Source organism: Leisingera aquaemixtae, from assembly GCF_001458395.1.
GTDB lineage: Bacteria > Pseudomonadota > Alphaproteobacteria > Rhodobacterales > Rhodobacteraceae > Leisingera > Leisingera aquaemixtae.
Window position 1 is genome coordinate 65,474 of record NZ_CYSR01000031.1, and the last position, 13,348, is coordinate 78,821.

Below are 13,348 nucleotides of genomic sequence, written 5' to 3' on the forward strand. Positions count from 1 at the left end.
TGTGGCATCATACAGGATGGAGGCAGCGATGCGTGTTTTGGAGAGAGTGAAGCCGTTGGCTCTGGCGGGTCTGATTGCCATTGGCACCCTGGCGCAAAGCAACCCGTTGCAGGCCCAGTCCACTGAAGTTCTGACCGTTGCCGGAGGATGCTTCTGGTGCGTGGAAAGCGATTTCGAGAGTGTTCCCGGCGTGATAGAAGCCGTGTCCGGCTACACCGGCGGCACCATGAAAAACCCGACCTACAAGGATGTGACGCGCGGCGGCAGCGGCCATTACGAGGCGGTGCAGATCATCTTTGACCCGGCCAAGGTGTCCCGGGAACGGCTGCTGGAGATGTTCTTCCGCTCGGTCGATCCAACCGATGCAGGCGGCCAGTTCTGCGACCGCGGCGAAAGCTACCGCACAGCTGTTTTTGTCTCTAACAAAGCGGAATCGGCTCTGGCAGACAGGGTTAAAGCCGAGGCGCAGAAGGCCCTGGGGCAAAAGATCGTGACGCCGGTTCTGGCGGCGATGACCTTTTACAAAGCCGAGGACTACCACCAGGACTACTACAAGGGGGATAGCCTGGTGTTCACCCGGTTTGGACCCAAGCGTCAGGCGGCAGCCTATGAGCGGTACCGCCAGGCCTGCGGCCGGGACGCAAGGGTCGGGCAGCTGTGGGGCACCGCGGCGCCTTTTGCCAAGGGGCATTAATGCGCGGCCCTGCCCCCTTGGCGGTTGCAGCCGGAACGCGGCAGGCGACCCGGATCAAAAACGGGCGGCTTGAACCTCTGCCAGCTCGGGGATCACATCCGCTGTGCCGTGGCGGGTGACCATGAGTGCCGCGGCACGGCTGGCCTGATCCATCGCCTCTGCCATCGCCAGCCCCCGGTCCAGGCCGGACAGGACGTAGCCGGTGAAGGTGTCGCCGGCCCCGGTTGTGTCGACCGCAGTGACCGGCAGCGCGGGCACATCCAGCACGGCGCCTGTTTCACCGTCGATATGGCGGGCACCTTTGGAGCCAAGGGTGACGATCACGTCCTTGATGCCAATTTGCCCGGGCGACTTGCCGATGGCCTGCTGCAGCTGCTGGGCCTCGACCTCATTCAGGATCAGGAAATCCAGATACGGCAGCACCGCCTGAACCGCATCCGCATCAAACGGAGCCGCGGCATAACACACCCGCAAACCCATCTGCCGGCCCAGCTGCGCCGCTTCTGTCTGCATATTGGTTTCATTCTGCATCACCAGAATGTCGCCGGCGTTTGCCTTGTCCAGCGCCTGGTTCAGCTGGTCTTTGCTGATCAACCGGTTGGCACCAGGGAACAGAATGATCTGGTTCTCTCCCCCCGGTTCCACCGCAATGATGGCGTGGCCGGTTGGTGCTTCCACCCGGACAATGTGCTCCGTGCCGGCTCCGTAGGCCTTCAGCCGCTCAATCGCCCAATCGCCGTCAGATCCCACCGCGCCGATGTGGTGAACCTCACTGCCGGCCCGGGTGGCGGCGACGGACATATTGGCGCCCTTGCCGCCCAGAAACCGGTCAAGGCGCAGGGCGGCCAGGGTTTCCCCCGCCGCCGGCAGATGCGGCATGGAGTAAACCATGTCCGCGTTGATCGAGCCGAGGTTCCAAATCGCCATATCAGATCACCCGATATTGCAGGCTGCCAGCACCGCCATGTTCAGAATGTCATTGGTGGTGGAGGTGGTAGAACAAATCTGAATCGGCTTGTCGATGCCTGACAGGATCGGGCCGATCACCGTGGCGCCGCCCATCTCCTGCATCAGCTTGACCGAGATTGAGGCCGAGTGGCGCGCCGGCACGATCAGGATATTGGCCGGGCCGGTCAGCCTCTGGAACGGGTAGTACCGCTGCGCGCGCTGGTTCAGAGCCACGTCGACGGTCATCTCGCCTTCGTATTCGAAGTCGACGCCCCGCTTGTCCAAGACGGTTGGCGCGACATGCATCTTTTCCGCGCGTTCCGACACCGGATAGCCGAAGGTTGAGAAGCTGACAAAAGCCACCCGCGGCTCAAGACCCATATGGCGGGCCACCACGGCTGCACGCTCCGCGATGTTGGCCAGGTGGTTTTCATCAGGCCATTCATGCACCAGAGTATCGCCGATCAGCACGATCCGCCCCTTGTGCAGCAGCGCGGTGACACCTGCCACACCGTGATCGGCATCGGCATCGAACACATGGTTGATCCGGTCCAGCACATGCGCGGATTTGCGGGTCGCACCGGTCACCAGACCGTCACCATGCCCATGCGCCAGCATCAGGCTGGAGAACACATGTCGGTCGCGGCCCACCAGCCGGTGGATGTCCTTGCGGTCGAAGCCCTTGCGCTGCAGGCGGCTGTACAGGAAATCCTTGTACATTTCGAAATGGGGTGTGTTGGCGGCGTTGATAATCTCCAGCTCGCGCACTGCATCGCCAAGGCCGGCTGCCTCCAGTTTGACCCGCACGTCCTCCTGCCGGCCGACAACCAGCGATTTACCAAAGCCGGAACGCTGGTACATCACCGCCGCGCGCAGCGCGCGGGGATCGTCGCCCTCGGCAAAGATCATCCGCGACTGGGCAGAACGGGCCCGGGCGTTCAACCCGCGCAGGATTGAGGCGGTCGGATCCATGCGGGACTTCAGGCCAACCTCATAGGCGTCCATGTCCACGATCGGGCGGCGTGCGGCACCGGTATCCATGCCAGCCCTGGCAACCGCCGGGGGAATCCTATGGATCAGCCGCGGATCAAATGGGGTCGGGATGATGTAATCACGGCCAAAGGTCAGCGACTTGCCATAGGCCAGCGCCACCTCATCCGGCACATCTTCGCGCGCCAGCGCGGCAAGCGCATGGGCGCAGGCGATCTTCATCTCGTCATTGATCGCACGGGCGTGAATGTCCAGCGCACCACGGAACAGATAGGGAAAGCCCAGAACGTTGTTGACCTGGTTCGGATAATCCGAGCGTCCAGTGGCGACGATGGCATCCACACGCACCTCATGCGCTTCTTCCGGGGTGATTTCCGGATCCGGGTTTGCCATGGCAAAGATCACCGGGTTGTCAGCCATCGAGGCCACCATGTCCTGTGTCACGGCACCCTTGACCGAGACCCCCAGAAACACATCGGCCCCGCGCATCGCCTCTTCCAGGGTCCGCAGATCGGTGCTGACAGCGTGCGCCGATTTCCACTGGTTCATGCCCTCGGTACGGCCCTGATAGATCACGCCCTTGGTATCGCATGCGATGCAGTTTTCATGCCGCGCGCCCATGGATTTCAGCAGCTCGATACAGGCAATACCGGCAGCGCCGGCGCCGTTGAGGACGATCTTCACCTCCTCGATCTTCTTGCCCGACAGATGCAGCGCGTTGATCAGTCCCGCCGCACAGATCACCGCGGTGCCGTGCTGGTCATCGTGGAAGACGGGAATGTCCATTTCTTCCTTCAGGCGCTGCTCGATGATAAAGCATTCCGGCGCCTTAATGTCTTCCAGGTTGATGCCGCCAAAGGTCGGGCCCATCAGCTTGACCGCCTCGATGAACTTGTCCGGGTCTTCGGTGTCCAGCTCGATGTCGATCGAGTTCACATCGGCAAAGCGTTTGAAGAGGACCGACTTGCCTTCCATCACCGGCTTGGAGCCCAGCGCGCCCAGATTGCCCAGGCCCAGCACCGCAGTGCCGTTGGAGATCACTGCAACCAGGTTGCCCTTGTTGGTATAGTCATAGGCTGTTTCGGGATTCTCAGCGATTGCCTCGCAAGGCACCGCAACGCCCGGAGAATACGCCAGCGACAGGTCCCGCTGGGTGGTCATCGGGACGGTCGCGTTGATCTCCCATTTGCCCGGAGACGGCTCCAGGTGAAACGCCAGGGCTTCCGCGTCGGTGATCTTGTTCTTGGGCATTTAATCTCTTGTCCTCTCCTCGTCGCCGACCGTCTTATCCCAGCCCACCGCGCCCCTCAATCCGGGGTTTCAAGAATCTGTATCGCCAGATTTTAGAAAAAAGCGGCTAAAAGACGATAGATTCCGTCAGGATTTCGCCTCAAAGCAGACCGCGGAATGCTGTAATTCCTTAATAGGTCTTAAGGCGCACCTGTCTTCCAGGTGGCGCTGAGGCCGGGAAGTCTGGGCCAGAAAGCAACGGTCAGAACGGCGTTTGTCCGCCCGCCAAGGGCATAGGATCAAAGGAAAAGTGAGGAATGATAAGTTTCCACAACAATTCCGGGGCGATGGTGGCCTTGCAGACATTGGGCGGAGTCAATTCTCAGCTCAACCAAACGCAAGACAGCATTTCCACCGGTCAGACCATTAATTCCGCACAGGATAATGCGGCCCTCTGGGCGATCTCCGAACTGATGAACTCGGATATTTCCGGCTTGCGATCGGTGTCGGACTCTTTGTCGCTGGGCGAGGCTACCGTGGCGGTTGCCTCAGCCGGCGCAGAGCAGATCACCGAAACCCTGACCGAAATGCGGTCACTGGCCATCATGGCCAGCAGCGGCATGGGCGACTTCAGCAAGTATGAGGCCGCCATGGCAAAGAAGACCGAGCAGATCAATTCGATCATCTCGTCTTCCGGCTTTAACGGGGTGAACCTCCTGAAGACCGATGTCGACGGTGCCGGCGGCACCGGACTGACAGTTCCGTCTGCGATCTCCAGCGACGGCAGCCTGACCACCCTCAGCGTTGACGGTGTGGATTTTGAAGGCAGCCCGCAGTTCGATCTTGGCAACCGGACCGCAATCACCGACAGCGCCAGCGCCCTGACCGCCTTGGGAGAAATCGAAGGCTTTCTTGCCTACGCAGTCGAAGGTTCGGCGGCTCTGGGATCCAGCGCCAATCAGCTCGCTGGTCAGGGCGATTACGTCAGCAAGCAGTCGGATGCGCTCACCCGGGGCGTCAGCTCGATGATCGACACCAGCATCGAAGAGGCCGCAACCAAGCTGCTGGCATTGCAGTCGCAGCAGCAGCTCAGCACGCTGTCGCTCTCCATCGTGAACACGATGCCTGACACGCTGCGCAACCTCTACTGACAGCAGGCTGCCGCCGGGTCCCCTGGCGGCAGCCATATCCGGGTTTTCCTCGCTCCGCCCCCATTGTAGATGTCTTGCAAAGACGACCCCGGGGGACTTTTCATGACCGTAACGCCCATGATGGCGCAGTATCTGGAAATCAAAGCAGCGCATCCCGACGCGCTGCTCTTCTACCGGATGGGCGACTTCTACGAGATGTTCTTTGAGGATGCCGTGAACGCGGCTGAGGCGCTGGACATCGCTCTCACCAAACGCGGTAAGCACAACGGTGACGATATTCCGATGTGCGGCGTGCCGGTTCATGCCGCCGAAGGTTACCTGCTGACCCTGATCCGCAAAGGCTTCCGCGTCGCTGTTGGGGAGCAGCTGGAAAGCCCGGCCGAGGCCAAGAAACGCGGCTCGAAATCGGTGGTGAAACGCGATGTTGTGCGGCTGGTCACCCCCGGCACACTAACCGAGGACTCCCTGCTGGAGGCGCGGCGCCACAATTTCCTGGTGTCTTATTCCGAACTGCGGGATGAGGCCGCGCTGGCCTGGGCTGATATTTCCACCGGCGCGTTTCACGTGATGCCGGTTGCCCGGGTGCGCCTGTCTCCGGAGCTGGCCCGCCTGGCGCCTTCGGAACTGATCGTTGCGGATGGGCCAGCCTATGATGCCGCCCGCCCGCTGACCGATGAATACAAAATTCCGCTTACCCCACTGGGCAAGGCCAGCTTTGACAGCACCGCAGCGGAAAAGCGGATCTGCTCCCTATTCAACGTGAGCGCACTGGACGGCTTCGGCACCTTCACCCGGGCCGAAGTCTCTGCGATGGGCGCGCTGATCGACTATTTGGAGATCACCCAAAAAGGTAAACTGCCGCTGCTGCAGCCGCCGCAGCAGGAAGCCCAGGACCGGGTCGTGCAGATCGACGCCGCCACCCGCCGCAATCTGGAGCTGACCCGTTCCCTGTCCGGCGGCCGTGCAGGCTCGCTGCTGTCAGTAGTTGACCGGACGGTTACACCCGGCGGCGCCCGGCTGCTAGAACAGCGCCTGTCCAGCCCCTCACGCAACCTCGACACCATCCATCAGCGTCTCGCAGCCTTGGATTTCGCGGTTGAGCACACGCGGACTGCCGAAGATCTGCGCGCTGCCTTGCGAAAGACGCCGGACCTTGATCGTGCGCTTTCCCGCCTGGCCTTGGAGCGCGGCGGCCCGCGCGACCTGGCCGCTATCCGCAACGGGCTGTCGCAGGCAGAAGTGATCGCAGGCCTCTGCAGCGGGATGGAGCTTCCCGCACTTGTGGCCGGAGCAGTCTCGGATCTGCAGGGGTTCGATGACCTGCTGTCGCTGCTGGACGCCGCCCTGGTCGCCGAACCGCCCCTGCTGGCCCGCGATGGCGGTTTCATCGCGTCTGGCCATGACCCGGACCTGGACGAAGCCCGCACCCTGCGCGACGAGGGCCGCTCGGTCATCGCCTCCATGCAGCGGAAATACGCGGAGCACACCGGCGTCTCCTCCTTGAAGATCAAACACAACAACGTGCTGGGCTACTTCATCGAAACGACTGCGACCCACGCGGACAAGATGATGTCGCCGCCGCTGAACGAGACCTACATCCACCGACAGACCACCGCCAACCAGGTGCGGTTCACCACGGTGGAGCTGAGCGAGATAGAGACCCGCATCCTGAACGCCGGGAACCTGGCGCTGGAAATCGAAAAGCGGCTCTATACAAGGCTTTCCAGCGCCATTCTGGACACTGCTGCCCGCCTCAACACCGCCGCCCGCGGGCTGGCGGAACTGGACCTTCTGACGGCGCTGGCCGATCTGGCCCGCGGCGAGAACTGGACCCGCCCCAAGGTCGACAACAGCCGCGCGTTTCACGTCGAGGGCGGCCGCCACCCGGTGGTGGAACAGGCCTTGCGCCAGCAAGGCGGCGAGACCTTCGTGGCCAATGATTGCGACCTCACCGCCCAGGACGGCGCAGCCGTCTGGCTGCTGACCGGCCCGAATATGGCCGGTAAATCGACCTTTCTGCGGCAAAACGCACTGATCGCCCTGATCGCCCAGATGGGCAGCTACGTCCCCGCAGACAGCGCTCATATCGGCATTGTCAGCCAGCTGTTCAGCCGTGTTGGGGCATCGGATGACCTGGCGCGCGGCCGCTCCACCTTCATGGTGGAGATGGTCGAAACCGCCGCCATCCTGAATCAAGCAGACGACCGCGCGTTAGTCATTCTCGATGAAATCGGCCGCGGCACCGCCACGTATGACGGCCTCTCCATCGCCTGGGCCACGCTGGAGCACTTGCATGAAGTCAACCGGTCCCGGGCGCTGTTCGCCACCCATTACCACGAATTGACCCAGCTCGCGGCCAAGCTGGAAGGCGTCGACAACGCCACCGTGGCTGTCAAGGAATGGGAAGGTGAGGTGATCTTCCTGCATGAGGTGCGAAAGGGCGCCGCTGACCGTTCTTACGGCGTCCAGGTCGCGCAGCTCGCCGGTCTCCCCGCGTCCGTGGTCGCACGTGCACGGGATGTTCTCGACATGCTGGAACAGGGCAGCCGGGAAGGCGGGTCAAAGATCCAGATTGACGACCTGCCCCTTTTTGCGGCCGCCCCGCCGCCGCAGCCCAAGGCGCCGGCCGGTCCTTCTCCTGCCGAAGAAATGCTTGCAGCCATTCACCCGGATGAACTGTCGCCACGGGAAGCGCTGGAGATGCTCTACAAGCTGAAAGAAGCTGCTAGCTGAAACGAAAAAGCGGCCCCAGCCGGGACCGCTCTTTCATCTTTCCTGAAATACTCCCGCCGGAGGCACAGGCCCGTCAGGGCCTGTTCATCAGCTGGCCGGAGTCGACGACACGCCAACCTGCGCCGCACGCAGCAGACGGTCGTGCAGCATGAAGCCTTCTGCCGAGACCTGGATGATGTCGCCGGCCTTGGTGCCCGGCACCGGAGCCTCGAACATCGCCTCATGCACCTGCGGATCGAACTTGTCGCCAACCTCCGGCGAAACGACCCGGATACCGTGTTTCTCGAACACACCCAGCAGCGAGCGCATGGTCAGTTCGACACCTTCGATCAGGGCCGCGGACACCTCGCGCTGTTCGTCAGTTGCGGCTTCGATCGCGCGCTTCATGTTGTCATAGACCGGCAGCATGTCGCGGGCCAGCTTCGAGCCGCCATACTGCTCCGCCTCGCGGCGTGCCTTGTCGCCGCGCTTGCGGGCGTTTTCCGCATCCGCCAGCGCCCGCATAAAGCGGTCCTTCAGCTCATCCCGTTCTGCCCGGAGCGCATCAAGTTCCAGCGAGGCGTCGTCAAACTCCTCAGTTTGCGCTGCCATCTCCTCCGCCTCGGCGGCGGCGATGTCATCCAGAAAGTCTTCGTCCTTGAGCTCTGCCATTTTTCACCTCTAACTCCGGTCCGACAACAGCTTGCCGACCAGTTGTGCCGTATAGTCCACAATCGGCACGATCCGTCCGTAGTTAAGGCGCGTCGGGCCGATCACCCCCACCGCGCCGATTATCTTTCGATCCGCGTTCATATAGGGAGACACCACCAAAGAGGAACCCGAAAGTGAAAAAAGTTTGTTCTCCGAACCGATAAAAATACGCACGCCCTCGCCGTCTTCCGTCAGTTCCAGGAATTCAGCGATATCACGCTTGCGCTCCAGGTCGTCAAACAAGGTCCGGATCCGCTCCAGCTCCTCCGCCGCACCCGGCTCCGCCAAAAGATTCGCCCGGCCACGCACGATCAGACGGGCCTGCTCGCTACCGTCATCCTCCCAAACTGCCAGGCCGCTTTCGATCATTGCGTGTGCAAGGCTGTCGATTTCCTGACGCCGCGCCGTGATCTCCTTTTGAATTTCCCGCTGCACTTGGCTCAGGGTCTTACCCTCAATCAGCGCATTCAGAAAATTCGCTGCCTCCCGCATAGAGCTGGGGGTCTGCCCCGGCGGCGGAGTGAACAGCCGGTTTTCCACATGACCATCGGAGAACACCAGCACCACCAGTGCCCGGTCATGCGCCAGCGAGACGAACTCGATATGGCGGATCTCGGCCTCATGCTTGGGTGTCAGCACTAGCGACGCGCCCTGTGTCACCCCTGACAGCGCCGCCCCCACCCGGTCCAGCATCCCGCCCACATCGCCGGCATTGCGGCCCAGCGTCGCGTCGATTTTCTCGCGGTCCTGCACATTCAGATCGCCGACTTCCAGCAGCCCATCGACAAACATCCGCAATCCCAGCTGCGTCGGCACCCTGCCAGCGCTGACATGCGGGCTGTTCAGCAGACCCAGAAACTCCAGATCCTGCATCACGTTGCGCACCGTCGCTGCGCTGACTTTCTCACTCAGCGACCGCGTCAGGGTTCGGCTGCCCACCGGATCGCCGCTTTCCAGATAGCTTTCCACCACAGCCCGGAACACCTCCCGGGAGCGATCGTTCAGGTCCTCCAGAATGTTGCTCGGATTGCTCATTGTTCGTCCAGTATTTCTTACGGTTTAAACATAGGAACCCGCTACCCGGATGTCATTAAAGAGCAGAGCGGCAAAAGGTCAATCGGGCTTGCATAGCCCCGCGTCCGGGGGATATCCCCAAGCCAGCTAACAAAGGATGTGCCATGCGACCCTCAGGACGACAACTGAACGAAATGCGCCCCGTGTCGATCGAGACCGGCTTTACCAAACACGCAGAGGGCTCCTGCCTGATCAAGGTTGGCGACACCCACGTCCTGTGCACCGCCACCATCGAGGACCGCGTGCCGCCCTTCATCAAGGGCACCGGACTGGGCTGGGTCACTGCCGAATACGGCATGCTGCCCCGCGCCACCAACACCCGGATGCGCCGCGAGGCTTCGTCGGGCAAGCAGGGCGGACGCACCGTGGAAATCCAGCGCCTGATCGGCCGTGCCCTGCGGGCCGGTGTCGACCGCGTTGCCCTGGGTGAACGCCAGATCACCGTCGACTGCGACGTGCTGCAGGCCGATGGCGGCACCCGCTGCGCCTCGATCACCGGCGGCTGGGTCGCACTGCGGCTGGCGGTCAACAAGCTGATGAAAGCCGGCGATGTTCACATCGACCCGCTGCTGGACCCGGTCTCCGCTGTATCCTGCGGCATCTATGCCGGCCAGCCGGTTCTGGACCTGGATTATCCTGAAGACTCCGAAGCTGGCGTCGACGGCAATTTTATCATGACCGGCTCCGGCAAGCTGATCGAAGTGCAGATGTCGGCTGAAGGCTCTGTCTTCTCCCGCGATCAGATGAATGAGCTGATGGACCTGGCCGCCAAAGGCGCTGTCGAGCTTGCAGAGATGCAGAAGGCCGCGTCCAAATGACCCGCAAACTGGAAGGCGGCAAGCTGCTTGTCGCCACCCACAACAAGGGCAAGCTGAACGAAATCGCGGAGATCCTCGCCCCTTACGGTGTGACGGTTATCGGCGCCGGCGAGATGGACCTGCCGGAACCGGAAGAGACCGAAGACACCTTTGTCGGCAATGCCCGGATTAAGGCCCATGCCGCCTCCAGGGCAACCGGTCTCCCTGCCCTCTCCGATGACTCCGGCATCACCATCGACGCGCTGAACGGCGCCCCCGGCGTTTACACCGCCGACTGGGCTGAGACCCCGAAGGGCCGCGACTTCAAGATGGCGATGACCCGTGCCAATGATGAGCTGACCGCAGCAGGCGCCAGCGCGCCCCGCACTGCCCAGTTCCGCTGCACCTTGGTCGTTGCCTGGCCCGATGGTCATGACGAAGTGTTTGAAGGCGTGATGCCGGGCCAACTGGTCTGGCCGGTCCGCGGCGAGCATGGCTTTGGCTATGACCCGATGTTCCAGCCGGACGGTTACGAGATCACCTGCGCCGAGATGGACCCCGCGGAAAAGAACAAGATCAGCCACCGCGGCAAGGCGCTGGCCCAGTTCGTGCAGGGCTGTTTCAGTGGATGACTGGCGCAATGGGGGCTTTGGCCTTTACGTGCATTGGCCCTTCTGCCAGGCCAAATGCCCCTATTGCGACTTCAACAGTCATGTCTCCGCAAGAATAGACCAGAAGCTTTGGGTTAGAGCCTATTTGGCTGAACTCGACAGACTCTCCGAGCAGCTCCCCGGCCGCGTTCTTAACACGATTTTCTTTGGCGGCGGCACCCCGTCCCTGATGCAGCCGGAAACCGTTGCCGCCGTCATCGAGCGGGCACGTGAAATCTGGCCTTTCGCCAACGACATGGAGATTTCTCTGGAGGCAAACCCGGGCTCCGTCGAGGCAGGCCGCTTTGTCGGCTACCGGGACGCCGGCGTCAACAGGGTCTCCATGGGCATTCAGGCCCTGAACGACGAAGACCTGCGCAGGCTCGGCCGCATTCACAGTGTCGCAGAAGCAAGGGCGGCCTTCGACATCGCCCGGGAGTGCTTTGACCGGGTCAGCTTCGATCTGATCTACGCGCGTCAGGGGCAGACTCTGGAGGCCTGGAAAGCAGAGCTGAAAGAGGCCCTGTCGATGGCCATCGACCACCTTTCTCTCTATCAGCTCACCATCGAGGATGGCACAGCCTTCGGCGACCGTTACGCCAGAGGCAAGCTGCGCGGCCTGCCAGAGGATGACACCGCCGCTGACATGTACCTGGCCACCCAAGACCTAACCGCGGCGCACGGCATGGCATGTTACGAGATTTCCAACCACTCCAGGCCAGGGGCTGAGTCCCGCCATAACCTTATATACTGGCGTTACGGAGACTATGCCGGTATCGGCCCCGGCGCCCACGGGAGACTGACGTTGGGCGGCGTTCGTTATGCCACAGAAACCCACCTTGCCCCGGGCGCATGGCTGCAAGCGGCAAACGCCGGCAACGGGGAATCCCTGCGAGTCCCCCTGACCAGAGAAGATGCTGCGGCAGAATACCTGATGATGGGGATGCGCCTGACTGAGGGGCTGGATATGGTGCGTTTTACTGAACTTTCTGGCCGGCGTCTCCCGGAAAGCAAGCTTAACGACCTTGTAGATCTGGGTATGGTAACTATCTCTGAAAAGCGGCTTCGCGCGACCGGTCAAGGGCGCGCCGTATTGAACGCGGTGCTCCGCGACTTGTTGATGGATTGAGGCAATGCGTTTTCTTTATGCCGGCTTAGGACTCTGCTGCGTGGCCTTAGCGGTTATTGGGATTGTTCTGCCTCTTCTGCCAACCGTGCCTTTCCTCCTGCTCGCCGCATTCTTCTTTGCCAATTCCTCCGACCGTTTGCACAACTGGATCGTTGCCCATAATGTTTTTGGCCCGATGATCTTGGATTGGCGGGAACGCGGCGCTATCCGGCCGGGCGCGAAAAAGGCGGCAACCGTTTCGATTGCCGCCGTCTTTGGGCTATCTCTTCTGCTTGGCGCACCCGGTCATATATTGGGCATCCAAGCGGTGGTTCTCACGGCTGTACTGACCTTTATCTGGTCCCGCCCTAACGGCTGAGCATATTGCACAGCTCATCCAGCTGATCCAAGTTTTCATAACTGATCGTCACGGACCCGGCCTCTCCACCAGGCTTGTGGTCAATCGAGACCTTCATCTTCAGCATCGCAGACAGGTCCCCTTCCAGAGCCCGGGTATCCGCATCTTTCTCTGCTGCAGCCTTTTGCTTTTTGGCTGGCGCCGTCCGGATTCCGGCAGCGTCTTTCTTGACCAAAGCTTCGGTTGCCCGGACCGACAATCCACCCTTAACGATCTTCCGCGCCAGGTCAGATGCGTTATCAGAGGTTATCAGCGCACGCGCATGCCCGGCCGACAGCTTGCGTTCCTGAACCAGGATCTGAACGTCTTCCGGCAAATGGAGCAGCCGCACCAGGTTAGCGATGTGGCTGCGGCTCTTTCCAAGCGCCTCGGCCATCTTTTCTTGGGTATGACCGAATTTCTCCATCAACTGCTTATAGCTCTGCGCTTCTTCCATCGCGTTCAGATCAGAACGCTGTATGTTTTCGATGATGGCAACTTCCATCATCTCCAGATCGGAGTATTCGCGGATCAAGACCGGAACTTCATGCAGCTGCGCCGCTTGAGAGGCACGCCAACGGCGTTCGCCGGCCACGATCTCGTAAACACCGCCCGCCTTCGGCCGCACGATCAGCGGCTGCAGGACGCCCTTTTCCTTGATGGACGCCGTCAGGTCATCCAGATCCGCCTGCAGGAACTGGCGGCGCGGCTGGTTCGGGTTGGCAACAATATTTTCGATCGGCACCAGCACTTCTGCATTCCGCGGCGCCTCTGCCTGGGTGCTCACCGGTGCAGGGTTCACATCTGCCATCAACGCCGACAATCCCCGGCCCAGCCCGCGCGGTTTCGTCTTTTTGTCTGCCATGGTTGCCTCCGGTTCTTTTTC

12 protein-coding genes are annotated in these 13,348 nt (G+C 61.6%); 7 read left to right on the forward strand and 5 right to left on the reverse strand.

The genetic code is table 11. The annotated features are described in order from the left end of the window. Positions 1-28: 28 nt before the first annotated feature. Entirely contained in the window at positions 29-694 is a 666-nt protein-coding gene (msrA, locus tag PHA8399_RS17230) for a peptide-methionine (S)-S-oxide reductase MsrA (protein WP_058287360.1), read from the forward strand. Positions 695-748: 54 nt separating this feature from the next. Here the strand turns inward: msrA and PHA8399_RS17235 are convergent, their stop codons facing one another. Continuing rightward, positions 749-1,621, reverse strand: coding sequence for a ribokinase (locus tag PHA8399_RS17235; protein WP_058287361.1), 873 nt, complete (start codon positions 1,619-1,621; stop codon positions 749-751). Positions 1,622-1,627: 6 nt separating this feature from the next. Next, positions 1,628-3,883 (reverse strand): NADP-dependent malic enzyme, encoded by a 2,256-nt coding sequence (locus tag PHA8399_RS17240; protein WP_058287362.1) that lies wholly within the window; start codon positions 3,881-3,883, stop codon positions 1,628-1,630. Between the two features lie 296 nt (positions 3,884-4,179). On the opposite strand from PHA8399_RS17240, the gene PHA8399_RS17245 reads away from it, so the two are divergent. Beyond that, entirely contained in the window at positions 4,180-5,013 is an 834-nt protein-coding gene (locus PHA8399_RS17245) for a flagellin (protein WP_058287363.1), read from the forward strand. A 102-nt stretch (positions 5,014-5,115) separates the two neighbouring features. Beyond that, positions 5,116-7,746, forward strand: coding sequence for a DNA mismatch repair protein MutS (gene mutS, locus PHA8399_RS17250; protein WP_058287364.1), 2,631 nt, complete (start codon positions 5,116-5,118; stop codon positions 7,744-7,746). Positions 7,747-7,833: 87 nt separating this feature from the next. On the opposite strand, the gene PHA8399_RS17255 is transcribed toward mutS, so the two are convergent. Together PHA8399_RS17255 and hrcA are read right to left on the reverse strand one after the other, a co-directional pair. Continuing rightward, a complete protein-coding gene (locus tag PHA8399_RS17255) occupies positions 7,834-8,397 on the reverse strand; it encodes a nucleotide exchange factor GrpE (protein WP_058287365.1) in 564 nt (187 codons plus the stop codon). A gap of 9 nt (positions 8,398-8,406) precedes the next feature. Then, complete coding sequence (gene hrcA / locus PHA8399_RS17260) at positions 8,407-9,471, reverse strand: heat-inducible transcriptional repressor HrcA (RefSeq protein WP_058287366.1); 1,065 nt, start codon at positions 9,469-9,471, stop codon at positions 8,407-8,409. Between the two features lie 143 nt (positions 9,472-9,614). On the opposite strand from hrcA, the gene rph reads away from it, so the two are divergent. The 4 genes from rph to PHA8399_RS17280 are packed head-to-tail and all read left to right on the forward strand — an operon-like array spanning position 9,615 to position 12,444. After that, positions 9,615-10,328 (forward strand): ribonuclease PH, encoded by a 714-nt coding sequence (gene rph, locus PHA8399_RS17265; protein ID WP_058287367.1) that lies wholly within the window; start codon positions 9,615-9,617, stop codon positions 10,326-10,328. Next, the gene (gene rdgB, locus PHA8399_RS17270; protein WP_058287368.1) at positions 10,325-10,939 is read left to right on the forward strand and encodes an RdgB/HAM1 family non-canonical purine NTP pyrophosphatase; all 615 of its coding nucleotides are present in this window, start codon (positions 10,325-10,327) and stop codon (positions 10,937-10,939) included. The genes rph and rdgB overlap by 4 nt, the downstream gene beginning before the upstream one ends. Next, the gene (hemW, locus tag PHA8399_RS17275; RefSeq protein WP_058287369.1) at positions 10,932-12,086 is read left to right on the forward strand and encodes a radical SAM family heme chaperone HemW; all 1,155 of its coding nucleotides are present in this window, start codon (positions 10,932-10,934) and stop codon (positions 12,084-12,086) included. Before rdgB ends, hemW begins: the two co-directional genes overlap by 8 nt. A gap of 4 nt (positions 12,087-12,090) precedes the next feature. After that, the gene (locus PHA8399_RS17280) at positions 12,091-12,444 is read left to right on the forward strand and encodes a YbaN family protein (protein WP_027245219.1); all 354 of its coding nucleotides are present in this window, start codon (positions 12,091-12,093) and stop codon (positions 12,442-12,444) included. On the opposite strand, the gene PHA8399_RS17285 is transcribed toward PHA8399_RS17280, so the two are convergent. Then, on the reverse strand, positions 12,434-13,327 hold the full coding sequence (locus PHA8399_RS17285; RefSeq protein ID WP_058287370.1) for a ParB/RepB/Spo0J family partition protein: 894 nt from the start codon (positions 13,325-13,327) through the stop codon (positions 12,434-12,436). The genes PHA8399_RS17280 and PHA8399_RS17285 overlap by 11 nt on opposite strands. Positions 13,328-13,348 lie beyond the last annotated feature (21 nt).

What these genes read in the sequence shown, in the direction of transcription:
- PHA8399_RS17285 (WP_058287370.1), bottom strand. Translation starts at nt 13,327, where the DNA reads ATGGCAGACAAAAAGACGAAACCGCGCGGGCTGGGCCGGGGATTGTCG.
- PHA8399_RS17235 (WP_058287361.1), bottom strand. Translation starts at nt 1,621, where the DNA reads ATGGCGATTTGGAACCTCGGCTCGATCAACGCGGACATGGTTTACTCC.
- PHA8399_RS17240 (WP_058287362.1), bottom strand. Translation starts at nt 3,883, where the DNA reads ATGCCCAAGAACAAGATCACCGACGCGGAAGCCCTGGCGTTTCACCTG.
- mutS (WP_058287364.1), top strand. Translation starts at nt 5,116, where the DNA reads ATGACCGTAACGCCCATGATGGCGCAGTATCTGGAAATCAAAGCAGCG.
- rdgB (WP_058287368.1), top strand. Translation starts at nt 10,325, where the DNA reads ATGACCCGCAAACTGGAAGGCGGCAAGCTGCTTGTCGCCACCCACAAC.
- PHA8399_RS17280 (WP_027245219.1), top strand. Translation starts at nt 12,091, where the DNA reads ATGCGTTTTCTTTATGCCGGCTTAGGACTCTGCTGCGTGGCCTTAGCG.
- PHA8399_RS17245 (WP_058287363.1), top strand. Translation starts at nt 4,180, where the DNA reads ATGATAAGTTTCCACAACAATTCCGGGGCGATGGTGGCCTTGCAGACA.
- hrcA (WP_058287366.1), bottom strand. Translation starts at nt 9,471, where the DNA reads ATGAGCAATCCGAGCAACATTCTGGAGGACCTGAACGATCGCTCCCGG.
- msrA (WP_058287360.1), top strand. Translation starts at nt 29, where the DNA reads ATGCGTGTTTTGGAGAGAGTGAAGCCGTTGGCTCTGGCGGGTCTGATT.
- PHA8399_RS17255 (WP_058287365.1), bottom strand. Translation starts at nt 8,397, where the DNA reads ATGGCAGAGCTCAAGGACGAAGACTTTCTGGATGACATCGCCGCCGCC.
- rph (WP_058287367.1), top strand. Translation starts at nt 9,615, where the DNA reads ATGCGACCCTCAGGACGACAACTGAACGAAATGCGCCCCGTGTCGATC.